This is a genomic window from Streptomyces sp. NPDC049813, assembly GCF_044465085.1.
GTDB lineage: Bacteria > Actinomycetota > Actinomycetes > Streptomycetales > Streptomycetaceae > Streptomyces.
This window is the reverse complement of sequence record NZ_JBITLI010000002.1, coordinates 538046-555027: the sequence shown is the minus strand read 5'-3', so window position 1 is coordinate 555027 and position 16982 is coordinate 538046. Positions and strand designations below refer to the sequence as shown.

Annotated in this window: 13 protein-coding genes; 10 read left to right on the top strand and 3 right to left on the bottom strand. The window is 73.9% G+C overall.

What is annotated here, in order from left to right; all coding sequences use genetic code 11:
- Positions 1-131 precede the first annotated feature (131 nt).
- Genes ACIBW6_RS06595 through ACIBW6_RS06560 form a run of 8 tightly spaced genes read left to right on the top strand, consistent with a single transcriptional unit; the run spans position 132 to position 10319 of the window.
- Positions 132-932 carry a TIGR03084 family metal-binding protein gene (locus tag ACIBW6_RS06595; RefSeq protein ID WP_399057713.1) on the top strand — a complete coding sequence of 267 codons (801 nt, stop codon included), beginning with the start codon at positions 132-134 and terminating at the stop codon, positions 930-932.
- A complete protein-coding gene (locus ACIBW6_RS06590; protein ID WP_399057299.1) occupies positions 929-2632 on the top strand; it encodes an acyclic terpene utilization AtuA family protein in 1704 nt (567 codons plus the stop codon). The genes ACIBW6_RS06595 and ACIBW6_RS06590 overlap by 4 nt, the downstream gene beginning before the upstream one ends.
- Entirely contained in the window at positions 2629-4227 is a 1599-nt protein-coding gene (locus ACIBW6_RS06585) for an acyl-CoA carboxylase subunit beta (protein WP_399057297.1), read from the top strand. The genes ACIBW6_RS06590 and ACIBW6_RS06585 overlap by 4 nt, the downstream gene beginning before the upstream one ends.
- A 5-nt stretch (positions 4228-4232) precedes the next feature.
- A complete protein-coding gene (locus ACIBW6_RS06580) occupies positions 4233-6212 on the top strand; it encodes an acetyl/propionyl/methylcrotonyl-CoA carboxylase subunit alpha (protein ID WP_399057295.1) in 1980 nt (659 codons plus the stop codon).
- Complete coding sequence (locus ACIBW6_RS06575; protein WP_399057293.1) at positions 6209-7381, top strand: acyl-CoA dehydrogenase family protein; 1173 nt, start codon at positions 6209-6211, stop codon at positions 7379-7381. The genes ACIBW6_RS06580 and ACIBW6_RS06575 overlap by 4 nt, the downstream gene beginning before the upstream one ends.
- A 33-nt stretch (positions 7382-7414) precedes the next feature.
- On the top strand, positions 7415-9007 hold the full coding sequence (locus ACIBW6_RS06570; RefSeq protein WP_399057291.1) for a 4-coumarate--CoA ligase family protein: 1593 nt from the start codon (positions 7415-7417) through the stop codon (positions 9005-9007).
- Complete coding sequence (locus ACIBW6_RS06565) at positions 9007-9750, top strand: enoyl-CoA hydratase family protein (RefSeq protein WP_399057289.1); 744 nt, start codon at positions 9007-9009, stop codon at positions 9748-9750. Before ACIBW6_RS06570 ends, ACIBW6_RS06565 begins: the two co-directional genes overlap by 1 nt.
- On the top strand, positions 9738-10319 hold the full coding sequence (locus ACIBW6_RS06560; RefSeq protein WP_399057287.1) for a TetR/AcrR family transcriptional regulator: 582 nt from the start codon (positions 9738-9740) through the stop codon (positions 10317-10319). The genes ACIBW6_RS06565 and ACIBW6_RS06560 overlap by 13 nt, the downstream gene beginning before the upstream one ends.
- 746 nt (positions 10320-11065) lie before the next feature.
- Here ACIBW6_RS06560 and ACIBW6_RS06555 read toward each other — a convergent pair.
- Positions 11066-12172 carry a citrate synthase 2 gene (locus ACIBW6_RS06555; RefSeq protein ID WP_399057285.1) on the bottom strand — a complete coding sequence of 369 codons (1107 nt, stop codon included), beginning with the start codon at positions 12170-12172 and terminating at the stop codon, positions 11066-11068.
- Positions 12173-12482: 310 nt separating this feature from the next.
- On the opposite strand from ACIBW6_RS06555, the gene pdxH reads away from it, so the two are divergent.
- Positions 12483-13121 carry a pyridoxamine 5'-phosphate oxidase gene (gene pdxH, locus ACIBW6_RS06550; protein ID WP_399057711.1) on the top strand — a complete coding sequence of 213 codons (639 nt, stop codon included), beginning with the start codon at positions 12483-12485 and terminating at the stop codon, positions 13119-13121.
- 42 nt (positions 13122-13163) lie between these two features.
- On the opposite strand, the gene ACIBW6_RS06545 is transcribed toward pdxH, so the two are convergent.
- Both ACIBW6_RS06545 and ACIBW6_RS06540 read right to left on the bottom strand, forming a co-directional pair.
- Entirely contained in the window at positions 13164-14027 is an 864-nt protein-coding gene (locus tag ACIBW6_RS06545) for an alpha/beta fold hydrolase (protein ID WP_399057283.1), read from the bottom strand.
- 1174 nt (positions 14028-15201) lie between these two features.
- Entirely contained in the window at positions 15202-15894 is a 693-nt protein-coding gene (locus ACIBW6_RS06540) for a metal-dependent transcriptional regulator (protein WP_399057281.1), read from the bottom strand.
- 212 nt (positions 15895-16106) lie between these two features.
- On the opposite strand from ACIBW6_RS06540, the gene ACIBW6_RS06535 reads away from it, so the two are divergent.
- The gene (locus tag ACIBW6_RS06535; protein ID WP_399057279.1) at positions 16107-16871 is read left to right on the top strand and encodes an SIS domain-containing protein; all 765 of its coding nucleotides are present in this window, start codon (positions 16107-16109) and stop codon (positions 16869-16871) included.
- The last annotated feature ends 111 nt before the right edge of the window (positions 16872-16982 follow it).

Below are 16982 nucleotides of genomic sequence, written 5' to 3'. Positions count from 1 at the left end.
TAGCGGAGCGGATACGTTGCGGTGGCCGGAATTTTCCATGCAAGCACGCTTGATTGTTTCCTGACCCGCTGCCATGCTCCTCGCACGCCGCACACACACCGCCGTGCCCCCGGGAGCGCTCCGTGTCCGAAATGACGGCCCCGTTCGACGACTTGCGGGATGAGAGCCAGCAACTCGACTCCCTGGTAGCCGCGTTGACGCCCGAACAGTGGGCCGCGCCGACCCCCGCCCCGCGCTGGACCGTCGCCCACCAGATCGCCCACCTCGCCTGGACCGACCGCGCCGCGCTGCTGGCCATGGGCGACCCGGAGGCGTTCGCCGCGGAGGTCGCCAAGGCGCTCGCCGCGCCGGAGTCGTTCGTGGACGACGGGGCCGACGAGGGAGCGGCGCAGGAGCCCGCGGCCCTGCTGGCGCGCTGGCGCGACGGGCGGGAGGAGTTGCAGGAGGCGTTGCGGGCCGCCGCGGCGTCGAAGGCGAAGTTCCCCTGGTACGGGCCGCCCATGTCCGCCGCCTCCATGGCCACCGGGCGCCTCATGGAGACCTGGGCGCACGGCGAGGACGTCGCCGAGGCGCTCGGGGTCGAGCGTCCGCCCACCGGCCGGCTGCGGCACGTCGCCCGGATCGGGGTCCGCGCCCGGGACTTCGCCTTCGCCGCGCACGGGCTGCCCGCACCCGATGCCGAGTTCCGCGTCGAACTCGTGGGGCCGGGCGGCGAGTTGTGGGCCTACGGGTCCGAGGGCGCGGGCCAGCGGGTGACCGGGCCCGCCCTGGACTTCTGCCTCCTCGTCACCCAGCGTGCTCACCGTGACGACCTCGCCGTCCGCGCGGACGGGCCGGACGCCGACCGCTGGCTGGACATCGCCCAGGCCTTCGCCGGACCGCCGGGGCGGGGGCGCCCGCCCAAGGGGCCGCGGCCGGGGCCCGCCGCGTGAGCCGCCCGCCGCTGCGGATCGGCAACGCGTCCGGCTTCTACGGCGACCGCTTCGACGCCCTGCGCGAGATGCTGACCGGCGGCCCCCTCGATGTGCTGACCGGCGACTACCTCGCCGAGCTGACCATGCTGATCCTGGGCCGGGACCGGCTCAAGGACCCGGGGCGCGGCTACGCCCGTACCTTCCTGCGCCAGCTGGAGGAGTGCCTCGGGCTCGCCGTCGAACGCGGCGTCAAGATCGTCGCCAACGCGGGCGGGCTGAATCCCGCCGGACTCGCCGCCGCGGTGCGGGAGTTGGCGGATCGGCTCGGCGTCCCGGCCCGGGTCGCCCACGTCGAGGGCGACGACCTGCTGGCCACCGGACGCTTCCCCGGCGCCCTCACCGCCAACGCCTACCTCGGCGGCGCCGGGATCGCCTCCTGCCTGGGCGCGGGCGCCGACATCGTCGTCACCGGCCGCGTCACCGACGCCGCCCTGGTCAGCGGGCCCGCCGCCTGGCACTTCGGCTGGGCCCCCGACGCGTACGACCGGCTCGCCGGGGCCGTCGTCGCCGGGCACGTCCTGGAGTGCGGGACCCAGGCGACCGGCGGCAACTACTCGCAGTTCGCCGCGCACGCCGAGCAGGTGCGCCGGCCCGGGTTCCCGCTCGCCGAGATCCACGAGGACGGCACCGCCGTCATCTCCAAGCACCCCGGCACCGGCGGCCTCGTCGACACCGGCACCGTCACCGCCCAGCTGCTGTACGAGACCGGGGGCGCCCGGTACGCCGGACCCGACGTCACCGTCCGCCTCGACACCGTCCGCCTCGCGCAGGACGGGCCCGACCGGGTGCGCGTGCACGGCGTACGCGGTGAGGCGCCGCCGCCCACCCTCAAGGTCGGGCTCAACCGGCTCGGCGGGTTCCGCAACGAGGTCGTCTTCGTACTCACCGGGCTCGACATCGAGGCCAAGGCCGCGCTCGTACGACGGCAGATGGACGAGGCCCTGCGCGCAGCCAAGTCGAGTCCCGCCGAGGTTCGTTGGGAGCTGGCGCGGACCGACCGGCGGGACGCCGACACCGAGGAGACCGCCAGTGCCCTGCTGCGGCTCGTCGTACGCGACCGGGACCAGGACGCGGTCGGGCGCGCGCTGAGCGGGGCCGCCGTGGAGCTGGCGCTCGGGTCCTACCCCGGGTTCCACGTCACCGCGCCGCCCGGCAAGGGCTCCCCGTACGGCGTCTTCGAGGCCGCGTACGTCGACCGCGACGACGTCCCGCACCTCGCTGTGCTGCCGGACGGTGAGCGCCGGGACGTGCCGCGGTACGAAGGCGCCACCCGCGCCCTGGAACCCGTCGACGAGCCCGGGCTGCCCCCGCCGCCGCCCGCCGGACCCACCCGCCGCGCGCCGCTCGGCCGCGTCGTCGGGGCCCGCAGCGGCGACAAAGGCGGGGACGCCAACATCGGCGTCTGGGCCACCGGCGAGGCGGCCTGGCCGTGGCTGGCCCACACCCTCACCGTCGACCTGTTCCGCCAACTGCTGCCCGAATGCGCCGGACTGCCGGTCACGCGGCACGTCCTGCCGAACCTCCGCGCCCTGAACTTCACCGTCGAGGGCCTCCTCGGCGAGGGCGTCGCCGCGCAGGCCCGCTTCGACCCGCAGGCCAAGGGCGTCGGCGAATGGCTGCGCTCCCGCCACCTCGACCTCCCGGAGGCTCTGCTGTGACCGTCCTGGCCAGCGCCCTGGACACCCGGTCCGACGACTATGCCGCCCACCGCGCGGCCCTCCTCGACAAGCTCGCCGCGCTCGACGCCGAGCACGCGAAGGCCCTGGCCGGGGGCGGCGAGAAGTACGTGCGGCGGCACCGCAAGCGCGGCAAGCTGCTGGCCCGCGAACGCATCGAGCTGCTCGTCGACCCCGACACCCCCTTCCTGGAGCTGTCGCCGCTCGCCGCCTGGGGCAGCGACTACACCGTGGGCGCCTCCCTCGTCACCGGGATCGGCGTGGTCGAGGGCGTGGAGTGCCTGATCACGGCCAACGACCCGACCGTGCGCGGCGGCGCCAGCAACCCCTGGTCCCTGAAGAAGGCGCTGCGCGCCAACGAGATCGCCTTCGCCAACCGGCTGCCCTGCGTCTCCCTCGTCGAGTCCGGCGGCGCCGACCTGCCCTCGCAGAAGGAGATCTTCATCCCGGGCGGCGCGATCTTCCGCGACCTCACCCGGCTCTCCGCCGCGGGCATCCCCACGGTCGCCGTCGTCTTCGGCAACTCCACGGCCGGCGGCGCCTACATCCCCGGCATGTCCGACCACGTGATCATGGTCAAGGAGAAGGCCAAGGTCTTCCTCGGCGGACCGCCCCTGGTGAAGATGGCGACCGGCGAGGAGAGCGACGACGAATCGCTCGGCGGCGCCGAGATGCACGCCCGCACCTCCGGCCTCGCCGACCACTTCGCCGTCGACGAACAGGACGCGATCCGCCAGGCGCGCCGCGTCGTCGCCCGCCTCAACCACCGCAAGGCGTACGGCGATCCGCCGCTCGCGCAGGAACCCGAGTACGACCCGGAGGAACTGCTCGGGATCGTGCCGGAGGACCTGAAGGTGCCCTTCGACCCGCGCGAGGTCATCGCGCGGATCGTGGACGGCTCCGACTTCGACGAGTTCAAGCCGCTGTACGGAACGAGCCTCGTCACCGGCTGGGCCTCCCTGCACGGCTATCCCGTCGGCATCCTCGCCAACGCGCAGGGCGTGCTGTTCAGTGAGGAGTCCCAGAAGGCCGCACAGTTCATCCAGCTCGCCAACCAGCGCTCCATCCCGCTGCTCTTCCTGCACAACACCACCGGCTACATGGTCGGCAAGGAGTACGAGCAGGGCGGCATCATCAAGCACGGCTCGATGATGATCAACGCCGTCAGCAACAGCCGCGTCCCGCACCTGTCCGTCCTCATGGGCGCCTCCTACGGCGCCGGGCACTACGGCATGTGCGGGCGCGCCTACGACCCCCGCTTCCTCTTCGCCTGGCCCAGCGCCAAGTCCGCCGTCATGGGGCCGCAGCAGCTCGCGGGCGTGCTGTCGATCGTGGCGCGGCAGTCCGCCGCCGCGAAGGGGCTGCCGTACGACGAGGAGGCCGACGCCGGACTGCGCGCCATGGTCGAGCAGCAGATCGAGGCCGAGTCGCTGCCGGCGTTCCTGTCCGGCCGGCTCTACGACGACGGGATCATCGACCCGCGCGCCACCCGTACCGTCCTCGGCATCTGCCTGTCCGCCATCCACACCGCACCGTACGAGGGCGCCCGCGGCGGCTTCGGCGTCTTCAGGATGTGACCCCGATGATCACCAGTGTTCTTGTGGCGAACCGCGGCGAGATCGCCTGCCGCGTCTTCCGTACCTGCCGTGACCTGGGCATCCGCACGGTCGCCGTGCACTCGGACCCGGACGCGGGCGCGCTCCACGTCCGCGAGGCCGACCTCGCCGTACGCCTCCCCGGCGCCACCCCCGCCGAGACCTACCTCCGCGCCGACCTCGTGGTGAAGGCCGCCCTGGACGCGGGCGCCGACGCCGTCCACCCCGGGTACGGCTTCCTCTCCGAGAACGCCGCCTTCGCGCGGGCCGTCACCGACGCCGGGCTCGGCTGGATCGGCCCGCCGCCCGCCGCGATCGAGGCGATGGCGTCCAAGACGCGCGCCAAGGAGCTGATGGGTATCGCGCCGCTCGGCGAGGTCACCGAGGCCGACCTGCCGGTCCTGGTGAAGGCCGCCGCGGGCGGCGGCGGCCGCGGCATGCGGGTCGTCCGCGAACTTGCCGCGCTGGAAGATGAGTTGGCGGCGGCGCGGGCCGAGGCGCTGTCCGCGTTCGGGGACGGCGAGGTCTTCGTCGAGCCGTACGTCGAGGGCGGACGCCACGTCGAGGTGCAGGTCCTCTCCGACGCGCACGGCACCGTGTGGATGCTGGGCACGCGCGACTGCTCGCTGCAACGACGGCACCAGAAAGTGATCGAGGAGGCGCCCGCGCCGGGCATCACGGGTGAACTCGAAGCGCGCGTGTATGGGTTGGCCGAGCGGGCCGTACGGGCCACCGGGTACGTGGGCGCCGGAACCGTGGAGTTCCTCGTCGCCGACGGCACCGCGCACTTCCTGGAGATGAACACCCGCCTCCAGGTCGAACACCCCGTCACCGAAGCCGTGTTCGGCGTCGACCTCGTCGCCCTGCAACTGCGGATCGCCGAGGGCGAGGCGCTCGACAAGGAACCGCCGGGCCCGCGGGGGCACGCCGTCGAGGCCCGCCTGTACGCGGAGGACCCGGCCGCCGGATTCGCCCCGCAGACCGGCACCCTGCACCGGCTCCGCGTCCCGGGTGGCGTACGGCTCGACACCGGGTACACCGACGGCGACCCCATCGGCGTGCACTACGACGCCATGCTCGCCAAGGTCGTCGCGCACGCGCCCACCCGGGCCGCCGCCGTCCGCGCCCTCGCCGGGGCCCTGGAGCGCGCCGAGGTGCACGGCCCGGCGACCAACCGGGAGCTGCTCGTCCGCTCCCTGCGCCACCCCGAGTTCACGGACGCCCGCATGGACACCGGGTTCTACGAGCGGCACCTCGCCGCCCTCACGGCCGCGGAACCCGACCCGTACGCGCCGCTCGCCGCCGCCCTCGCGAGCGCCCGCGGCCACCGGTTCGCCGGGTTCCGCAACGTGCCCTCGCAGCCCCAGCTCAAGCGCTACCGCACCGAACCGGACGGCACCGAGCACGAGGCCCGCTACCGGCACACCCGCGACGGCCTCGAAGCCGACGACGTGCACGTCGTGCACGCCTCCCCGGACCAGGTCGTCCTCGAAGTGGGGGGAGTGCGGCGCAAGTTCGCCGTCGCCGCGTACGGCGACCGCGTGTACGTGAACGGCACCGCCCTCACCGCCCTGCCGCGCTTCACCGACCCGAGCGAGCAGCGTGCCCCCGGCTCCCTGCTCGCACCGATGCCCGGCACCGTCGTCCGCGTCGCCGACGGACTCGCCGAGGGCGCCGCCGTCACCGCCGGGCAGCCCCTGATCTGGCTGGAGGCGATGAAGATGGAACACCGCATCACCGCGCCCGCCTCCGGCACGCTCACCGCGCTGCACGCGGCTGTCGGGCGGCAGGTCGAGGTGGGGTCGTTGCTGGCCGTGGTGGAAGGGGCCGCGCCCTCTGAAGGCGCTGCCGCCGCCGAGGGACCGGCCGCCACCAACGCAGGACCGGCCCCCACCGCAGGAGTGGCCCCCACCGCCGAAGAGTCACCCGTCACCGCAGCACCGTCCGGGGAGGAAACCACCGCATGAGCACTGTCGGCACCGTCGTCGAGACCGAAGAGCACCAGGCGCTGCGCGCCGCCGTCGCCGCACTCGGCAAGCGGTTCGGCCGCGACTACCTGACCCGGGTCACCGCGGCCGGCGGCCACCCCGAGGAGCTGTGGGCCGAGGCCGCCAAGCTCGGCTACCTCGGCGTCAACCTCCCCGAGGAGTACGGCGGCGGAGGCGGTGGCATCGCGGAACTCTCCATCGTCCTTGAGGAGTTGGGGGCGGCCGGGTCCCCGCTGCTCATGATGGTCGTCTCGCCCGCGATCTGCGGCACCGTGATCGCCCGGTTCGGCACCGAGGAGCAGAAGCGGGCCTGGCTGCCGGGGCTCGCCGACGGCAGCCGCACCATGGCCTTCGGCATCACCGAACCCGACGCCGGATCGAACGCGCACCGCATCACCACCACCGCCCGCAGGGACGACGACGGCTCCTGGATCCTGACCGGCCGCAAGGTCTTCGTCTCCGGGGTCGACATCGCCGACGCCACGCTCATCGTGGGCCGCACCTCCGACGCCCGTACCGGAAAGCTCAAGCCCTGCCTGTTCATCGTCGGCCGCGACACCCCGGGCTTCGGCCGCCGGCAGATCGACATGGAGCTGCACGCCGCGGAGAAGCAGTTCGAGCTGACCCTCGACGAGGTGCGGCTGCCCGCCGACGCGCTGGTGGGCGACGAGGACGCGGGCCTGCTCCAGCTCTTCGCCGGGCTCAACCCGGAGCGCGTGATGACCGCCGCCTTCGCCATCGGCATGGGCCGCTTCGCGCTGCGCCGCGCCGTCGCGTACGCCCGCGAACGCACCGTGTGGCGCGAGCCCATCGGCGCCCACCAGGCCATCGCCCACCCGCTGGCCCAGGTCCACATCGAGCTGGAGCTGGCCCGCCTGATGATGCAGAAGGCGGCCCGGCTGTACGACGCGGGCGACGACGCCGGCGCGGGCGAGGCCGCCAACATGGCCAAGTACGCCGCCGCGGAGGCCTGCGTCCGCGCCGTCGACCAGTCCGTGCACACGCTCGGCGGCAACGGCCTGACCCGCGAGTTCGGCCTCGCCTCGCTCGTCACCGCCTCCCGCGTGGCCCGGATCGCCCCGGTGAGCCGCGAGATGATCCTCAACTACGTGTCCCACCAGAGCCTGGGACTGCCCAAGTCGTACTGAGCCCGATGCCACTTCCGCCACGAGGAGTTCAGCATGGTGTATCGCAGTGCGTACGAGGACGTCGCCGTCGTCGACCAGCCCATCCACGACGCCGTGCTCGGCGGGGCCGCCGCCCGCGGCGACACCCCCGCCCTCGTCGACGGGGTGGCCGGCACGACGCTCGGCTACGCCCAGCTCGACCGCTTCCACCGCGACGTCGCCGCGGGCCTCGCCGCGGCCGGGGTCCGCAAGGGCGACGTCCTCGCCCTGCACAGCCCCAACACGATCGCCTACCCGGTCGCGTTCTACGGCGCCACGCGCGCCGGCGCCTCCGTGACCACGGTGCATCCGCTCGCCACGCCCGAGGAGTTCGCCAAGCAGCTGCGGGACTCCGCCGCGCGCTGGATCGTCACCGTCACCCCGCTGCTCGCAGCCGCCCGCGCAGCCGCCGAACTCGCGGGCGGCATCCGGGAGATCCTCGTCTGCGACCCGGCGGGGGAGAGCGGCCACCGCTCCCTGCTCGACATGCTCGGCACCGACGCCGCCGTGCCGGAGGTCGCCTTCGACCCGGCCGGGGACGTGGCCGCGCTGCCCTACTCCTCGGGCACCACCGGCCTGCCCAAGGGCGTCATGCTCACCCACCGCAACATCGCCACCAACCTCACCCAGCTGGAACCCCTCGTCCCGATGGGCCCCGGCGACCGCATCCTCGCCGTCCTGCCCTTCTTCCACATCTACGGCCTGACGGCCCTGATGAACGCCCCGCTCCGGCAGGGCGCGACCGTCGTCGTCCTGCCCCGCTTCGAACTCGACACCTTCCTCGCCGCGATCCAGGAACACCGCATCAACGCCCTCTACGTGGCGCCGCCGATCGTCCTCGCCCTCGCCAAGCACCCGGCCGTCGAGGGCTACGACCTGTCGTCGCTGACCTACGTCATCAGCGCGGCGGCCCCGCTGGACGCCGAACTCGCCCAGGCCTGCTCGCGCCGGCTCGGCCTGCCGCCCGTCGGCCAGGCGTACGGAATGACGGAACTCTCCCCCGGCACCCACGTCGTCCCCCTGAACGCCGCGGACGCCCCGCCCGGCACCGTCGGCAAGCTCATCGCCTCCACCGAGATGCGGCTGCTGTCCCTGGACGACCCGGCGAAGGACGCCGCGCCCGGCGAACCCGGCGAGGTCCTCATCCGCGGCCCGCAGGTCATGAAGGGCTACCTCGGCCGGCCCGAGGCCACCCACGACATGATCGACGCCGACGGCTGGCTGCACACCGGGGACGTCGGCCATGTGGACGCCGACGGCTGGCTGTTCGTCGTCGACCGGGTCAAGGAACTCATCAAGTACAAGGGGTTCCAGGTCGCCCCCGCCGACCTGGAGGCGCTGCTGCTCACCCACGACGGCATCGCCGACGCCGCAGTGATCGGCGTCCCCGACGACGACGGGAACGAGATCCCGAAGGCGTTCGTCGTCCGCGCGGCCCCGCCCGGCCCGTCGGACCTGTCCGCCCCGCCCCTGACCGAGGAGGCCGTCATGGCGTACGTCGCCGAACGCGTCGCCCCGTACAAGAAGGTCCGCCGCGTCGCCTTCGTCGACGCGGTGCCGCGCGCGGCGTCGGGCAAGATCCTGCGCCGCGAACTGAGGGGGAGCTGATGGCGCCGGAGCCGCTGGTCCGCGTCGCCGCCGCGCAGGGCCTGGTCACGCTCACGCTGAACGCGCCCGAGCGTCGCAACGCCCTGTCGGCGGCGCTCGTCGGCGAACTGGCGGACCTGCTCACGGTGGCCGGGAAGGACCCCGGGGTGCGGGCCGTGGTCCTCACCCACACCGGCACCACGTTCTGCGCCGGCGCCGACCTGCGCGACCCGCCGGACCCGGACGCGCTGGTGGACCTGTTCCGCCGGATCGTGCGGGTGCCCAAGCCCGTCGTCGCCCGGGTCGACGGACACGTGCGCGCGGGCGGCCTCGGCCTGCTGGGCGCCTGCGACATCGCGGTGGCCTCCGCGGCCTCCTCGTTCGCCTTCACCGAGGTACGCATCGGGGTCGCGCCCGCGGTGATCTCCCTGCCGCTGCTGCCCCGCCTCGATCCGCGCGCCGCGGCCCGCTACTACCTGACGGGGGAGCGGTTCGACGCGGCGGAGGCGGTGCGGCTCGGCCTGGTGACCGTGGCCGGGCCGGACGCGGACGAGGCCCTCGGACCGGTCCTCGACGGGCTGCGCCGGGCCTCCCCGCAGGGGCTGGCCGAGACGAAGCGGCTGCTGACGGTTAAGGTCCTGGAAGCCTTCGACCGGGACGCGGGGGCGCTGACGGCGCTGTCGGCGCGGCTGTTCGCCTCCTCCGAGGCCCGCGAAGGGATGACCGCCTTCCTCGAACGACGGGACCCCGCATGGGTGTGGTGACCCCACCGAAGCAGGACCGCTCGCGCGCCACCCGGCAAAAGCTCCTGGAGTCGGCCGTGGCGTGTCTCGCCGCGCACGGCTGGTCCGGCTCCACGGTCTCCGTCGTGGCCGAGCACGCCGGGGTGTCGCGCGGCGCGGCCCAGCACCACTTCCCGACCCGCGAGGACCTGTTCACGGCGGCCGTCGAGTACGTCGCCGAGGAGCGGTCCGAGGCCCTGCGCGGCCTGCGCCCGCGCGGCCGGGCGGAGGCCGTCGCCGCCCTCGTCGACCTGTACACGGGCCCGCTGTTCCGGGCCGCGCTCCACCTGTGGGTCGCCGCCTCGAACGAGCCGGCGCTCGGGGAGCGGGTCGCGGAACTCGAAGCGCGGGTGGGCCGTGAGACCCACCGGATCGCTGTGCGGCTGCTTGAGGCGGATGAGGGGGTGGCCGGGGTGCGGGAGGTTGTGCAGGGGTTGCTCGACATGGGGCGGGGGCTCGGTCTTGCGCATCTCCTCACGGATGACGGGGCTCGGCGTGAGCGGGTCGTCTCCGAGTGGACGGCGCTGGTGGACCGAGCGCTCTCGCCCTGACCCGCCACGACTCACCCGGGGCCCGGCACCACGGGGCCGCGCCCCGGCCCAGCCCTCCACGGCCGACCCGCGGGTCGTCTCGCGCAGTTCCCCGCGCCCCCTCCCCTTCGGCTACGGCCCGGCGGGGGCTGGTCGCGCAGTTCCCCGCGCCCCTGGGCGGTACTTCGTCCGCGGCCCGGTGGGGCTTCTCGCGCAGTTCCCCGCGCCCCTGAAAGGCGCACTGCGTGCGCCCCCTGTTCTACGGCTGCGGGCCGGTGGGGGCTGGTCGCGCAGTTCCCCGCGCCCCTGGAGGCTTGCGGCTTCGCCGCTGCCTCAGGGGCCGCTCCCCAGCGGCCGCTCCCCTGGGGGACCGATGAGATAGCGCACATAGTGCGCATCTCAGGCGGACGCGGGACCGATGAGATGGCGCACGTAGTGCGCATCTCGGGGGCGCGGGGAACGGCGCGACCAGCCCCCACGGCGCGTCAGCCGAAGGACGGCTTTTGAGGGGCGCGGGGAACGGCGCGACCAGCCACGACGGCGCGGCAGGTGAAGGACGGCCTTCGAGGGGCGCGGGGAACGGCGCGACCAGCCACGACGGCGCGTCAGCCGAAGGACGGCCTTCGAGGGGCGCGGGGAACTGCGCGACCAGCCACGGCGGCGCGTCAGTCGAAGGACGGCCTTTGAGGGGCGCGGGGAACTGCGCGAGCGGCCACGGCGGCGCGGCAGGTGAAAGACGGCATCAGTGGCCCGCCCCCCCGGCAGGGCTAACGCTCAAGCCCCTCAAACCCGCTGATGTCACTGAGCGGCCGAGTCCCAGGCCCCACATACCGCGCGGACGGCCGCACCAACCGCCCCGTCCGCTTCTGCTCAAGAACATGCGCACTCCACCCCGCAGTCCGCGCACACGTGAACATCGACGTGAACATGTGCGCCGGCACCTCGGCGAAGTCCAGCACGATCGCCGCCCAGAACTCCACATTCGTGGCCAGCACCCGATCGGGCCGCCGCGCGTGCAACTCCGCCAGCGCGGCCTTCTCCAACGCCTCGGCGACCTCGAACCGCGGCGCCCCCAACTCCCGCGCCGTACGCCGCAGCACCCGCGCCCGCGGATCCTCCGCCCGGTAGACGCGGTGCCCGAAGCCCATCAGCCGCTCACCCTTGTCGAGCGCCCTGCGGACGAAGCCCTCCGCGTCCCCGGTCCGTTCGATCTCCTCGATCATGCCGAGGACCCGCGAGGGCGCCCCGCCGTGCAGCGGCCCGGACATCGCCCCGACCGCCCCGGAGAGCGCCGCCGCGACGTCCGCCCCGGTCGAGGCGATGACGCGGGCGGTGAACGTGGACGCGTTCATGCCGTGCTCCGCGGCGCTGGTCCAGTACGCGTCGACGGCCGCGACGTGCTTGGGGTCCGGCTCCCCGCGCCAGCGGATCATGAACCGCTCGACGACGGACCGCGCCTTGTCGATCTCGCGCTGCGGCACCATCGCCACGCCCTGCCCGCGCGCCGACTGGGCGACGTAGGACAGCGCCATGACGGCGGCCCGGGCCAGGTCGTCGCGGGCCTGCCGCTCGTCGATGTCGAGCAGCGGCTTGAGGCCCCACACCGGCGCCAGCATGGCGAGCGCCGACTGCACGTCGACGCGGATGTCACCGGAGTGGACCGGGATCGGGAAGGGTTCGGCCGGCGGCAGCCCGGGGTCGAAGGCGCCGTCGACGAGCAGCCCCCACACGTTCCCGAACGACACCTGCCCGACGAGATCCTCGATGTCGACGCCCCGGTACCGCAGGGCGCCGCCCTCCCTGTCCGGTTCGGCGATCTCCGTCTCGAACGCGACGACTCCCTCGAGGCCGGGTACAAAGCCGGGGTCAGACATCAGGCGGCTCCTCGTGATGCGTGGGGTGGGTAGCGGCAGTGCGCGGCTACTTCGTGCTCCGGAGGCAGGGGATGCGCGGCCGCACGGCTCGCGCTCCGGTCCGCCACCCCGGTCATGCCCCGTACGGCACGGGATCACCCAACCGGACCGGGGCCGGTTCCGGCACCGTCTCGTCCCTGGACGATAACCCTCAGTGCCACGAATGGCGAGAGGTGGCGGCACTGAGTGCCATGTTTCTCGCCGCGGCCCGCCGGTGCGGCAGGATGGCGCCGTGAGCGCCCACGACGACCGCGTACCCGATCCCGCCGTCATGCGGGAGCAGTACCGCACGCACGACGGCGGCCTGCTGGAACCCGACCTCGCCCCGCACCCCATGGCCCAGTTCACCCGCTGGTTCAAACAGGCCGCGGCCCCCGGCTGCCCGGTCGCCGAGCCGAACGCGATGGTCGTCTCCACCGCCGACGCCGCCGGCCGGCCCAGCTCCCGTACCGTGCTGCTGAAGTCCTACGACGGCGAGGGCTTCGTCTTCTACACCAACTACGGCTCCCGCAAGGCCCAGGACCTCGCGGCCAACCCGCACGTCGCGCTGCTCTTCCCCTGGCACCCGATGGGCCGTCAGGTCCAGGTCACCGGGACGGCGGCGCGTACCGGCCGGGAGGAGACCGAGGCCTACTTCCACTCGCGGCCGCACGGCTCCCAGCTCGGGGCCTGGGCCAGCGCCCAGTCCTCGGTGCTCGCGGACCGCGCCGGACTCGACGCCGCCTACGCGGAGTTGGCCCGGCGCCACCCGCCGGGCTCGGCGGTGCCGGTGCCGCCGCACTGGGGCGGCTTCCGGGTCACCCCGCGCACGGTGGAGTTCTGGCAGGGCCGCGAGAACCGGCTGCACGACCGGCTGCGGTACGTCGCGACCGGGGACGGCACCTGGCACGTCGAACGCCTCAGCCCCTGAGGCCCGTCCGGCGGCTCCCGTCCGTCCCAGTGGCCGGGCCCGTCACAGCCCGGCCAGCACCCCGTCCAGGAACGGCTCGATCGCCGCGCGCCACGCCTCGGGCTGGTCGTAGTGGACCAGGTGCCCGGCGTCGGTCACCTCCGCGTACTGGCCGCGCGGCAGCACCCGGACCATCTCCTGCGCCTCCGCGCGCCCCAACTCCCCGTCCAGGCCCCGTACGACGAGCGTCGGGCACCGCACGGCCGCCAGCTCCTCCCAGTGCGCGTCGTACACCCACGTCGAGCGCGCCTGGAGCATCTGGGGCTGGGAGAAGACAGGGCGCCAGCCGTCCGTGGACTCGGTCATCACCTCGGCGTAGAACTCGCCGCGGGCCGGGTTGGGCCGCTCCACCCAGGGATCGTCCTCGCCGAACCACTTCCGCACGTCCGCGAGCGTGGTGAACGGCAGCGGCCAGGCCCGGAACCAGTCCTCCCACTCCCGCTGGGACGCGGCGCCGAGCGCCGAGGCCCGCATGTCGCAGATGATCAGGCCGCGCACCAGGTCCGGGCGGCGGGCGGCGAGCTGCCAGGCCGTCAGCGCGCCCATCGAGTGCCCGATCAGCACCGCGGGCCCGAGCCCCAGCTGGACCAGGGCGGCCTCCGCGTCCAGCACGTACGCCTCGCGGTCGAACGGGCCCTGCGGGGGCTTCTCGCTGCGGCCGTGGCCGCGCTGGTCCAGGGCGACCGCCCGGTGCCGCTCGGCCAGCCAGCGCGCCGTGCCCGCCCAGTGGGAGGCGCGGCCCATCAGGCCGTGCAGCAGCAGGACCCCCGGGGCGGGGCCGCCGTCGCCCGTCTTGGGCGGGTCGGTGAACTCCCAGGCGGCGAGGCGCACCCCGTCCGCCCCGGTCACGTCGATACGCCGCGCCATGGCCCCTGGCACCCCCTGATGGTCGCGCCTGCACTCGCGTACCCGAGCACGCTATCGAACAATCTTTCGAAAGCGCGGTGCTCGCGGACAACACCCCTCGTTTGAGTGACATCCCTCAAGGAATGACTCGCGTCGCCGAGGGGATCTCTTCCTCGGGAGGCGGATCACTCGGGGAAAGGGATCCGCCGGGGGAGACCCTGGGAGCTCGGGGCTCCGGGTCGACACAGGGGAGGACAGGCCCCGGCGCCGCACGGCGCCGGGGCTCTCTGTCCGCCGGGACCGTCTCCGCGCACCGCGCGCCCCCCGCGCTCCCCGGCCCCGACACGTCCCGAGCGGATGGTCCATACCAGCACCCCTCCGGTCATATGCCTCACGCGACAGACTGGCACGAGACGCGCGCGGGCGCTGCGATTCCGCACAGTGAATCTTGCCGGGCAGTGGATTCAGGGCCACGCGGCTGCCCACCCCGCCCTCCCCCTGCCACACCGTCCCGGCGCCCCCGAACCCGGCGTCGGCCTCTCGCGCAGTTCCCCGCGCCCCTAAAGGGCACACTGCGTCCGCCCCCAGTTTGTCTGCACGCCCGGTGGGGGGCTGGTCGCGCAGTTCCCCGCGCCCCTCAAAGGCGCACTGCGTGCGCTCTCCGTTTGTCTGCCCGTCCGGTGGGGCTTCTCGCGCAGTTCCCCGCGCCCCTGAAAGGCGCACTGCGTGCGCCCCCGTTCGTCTGCACGTCCGGTGGGGGCTGATCGCGCCGTTCCCCGCGCCCCCGAGATGCGCACTTCGTGCGCCATCTCATCGGGCCCCTGAGGCAGCGGCGAAGCCGCAAGCCTCCAGGGGCGCGGGGAACTGCGCGAGAACCCCCACGGACCCGCAGACGAAGTCCTTTTAGGGGCGCGGGGAACTGCGCGACCAGCCCCCACCGGCCCGCAGACGAACAACAACCCACCCAGGGGCGCGGGGAACTGCGCGACCAGCCCCCACCGGGCCGCACCCGAAGAACTGCCCAGGGGCGCGGGGAACTGCGCGACCGGCCCCCACCGCAGCCGCAGACAAAATCTCCCGGGCGCGGGGGAACGGCGCGAAGCCACACCCCAGCCGCAGGCAAAGTCACTGGGGGGCGCGGGGGCCCGCGCGCTGGGACTCCGCTGATGCCGGACTCAAGAAGCGGCGGGCACGCCTACCGCTTGGCCACGAAGACGTGCGACGCAATATCCGCCGCCAGCTCCGCCGCCTCCCCACTGCTACCCACCAGCACCCCACCCGGCGACTGCGTCACACTGACCACCGAACCGGGCTGCACCCCGGCCCGCCGCAACGTGTACATCAGCTGCGCATCCGTCTGGATCGGCTCGCCGATACGCCGCACGACGACCGTCTTGCCGTCCGCCCCCGGGTCCAGGTCGGCCAGCGAGACCATGCCCTCGTCCAGGAACGGATCGGCGCCGTCCTTCTCGCCCAGCTCCTCAAGGCCCGGGATCGGGTTCCCGTACGGCGACTCCGTCGGGTGCCGCAGCAGCTCCAGGACGCGCCGCTCCACGGCCTCGCTCATCACGTGCTCCCAGCGGCAGGCCTCCGCGTGCACCTGCTCCCACTCCAGGCCGATCACGTCGACCAGCAGGCACTCGGCGAGCCGGTGCTTGCGCATCACGCGCGTCGCGAGCCGGCGCCCCTCGTCGGTCAGCTCCAGATGGCGGTCGGCGGCGACGGCGACCAGGCCGTCCCGCTCCATACGGGCCACGGTCTGGCTGACCGTCGGGCCGCTCTGGTCGAGCCGCTCGGCGATCCGGGCGCGCATGGGGACCACACCTTCCTCTTCGAGCTCGAGGATGGTGCGGAGGTACATCTCCGTGGTGTCGATCAGTCCGGACATACGTGCCCCTCGTGTAGCTCTCTGCTCCGTGACGGCCCCGCTGGCCGCCGCGTCGCTCCTGCGCCGGCCCTGCCCCCAATTCTGACGCATACCGCTGACAACCGTTCCGCGCCAGTGCGACGGGGCCCGGCAGGGCCGCGGAAGCGTATTGACACAACCCTGGTCCAGACCGCACCGTGATCCGCGACACCACGACGCGAGGGGCTACGCAGATGCGCGAGAGCAAGCCGGCCACGCAGTATCTCGACGCCGCGATCGGCCTGCTGCAGCGGGTCCGCGACGAGGAGACGGAGAACATCACCGCCGCCGGCACCCTGCTCGCCGACACCGTCGTCGCCGGCGGCCGCCTCTTCGCCTTCGGCGCGGGCCACTCCTCGCTCGCCGCCCAGGACGTCGTCTACCGCGCGGGCAGCCTCGCCCTGATGAACCTGCTGGCCGTCCCCGGCGCCGTCGGCGTCGACGTCATGCCCGCCACCCTCGGCTCCGCCCTCGAACGGGTCGACGGCCTGGCCGCCGCCGTCCTCGACTCCAGCCCCGCCACCACGGGCGACGCCCTGGTGATCATCTCCCTGTCCGGGCGCAACGCCCTGCCCGTCGAGATGGCGATGAACGCCCGAGCGCTCGGCATCAAGGTCATCGGCGTCACCTCCCTCGCCTACGCGACCGGCCCCGACGCCCCCCGGTCCCGGCACGCCTCCGGCACGTACCTGCGCGACCACTGCGACGTCGTCCTGGACTCCAAGATCGACGTCGGCGACGCGGAGCTGGGCCACGACGGCGTCGACGCCCCCTTCGCCTCCGCCTCCACCGTCACCACCAGCGCCCTCATGCAGGCCACCCTCGCCACCTGCGCCACCACGCTGGCCGACCGCGGCATCCAGCCGCCGTTGCTGCGCTCGGGCAACGTGGACGGCGGCCACGACTGGAACGCCCGGGTCTTCGCCGAGTACCGCGACCGCATCTTCTACCAGCACTGAGGCCCGCTCCCGCGTCGGCCCTGAGGCCCCGGCGCTGACACCCGCACCGGCACGGCCGCCCGCGCCTGCTCCAGCACGACCGCCCGCGGCCGCCACGCGACACCGCGCCGG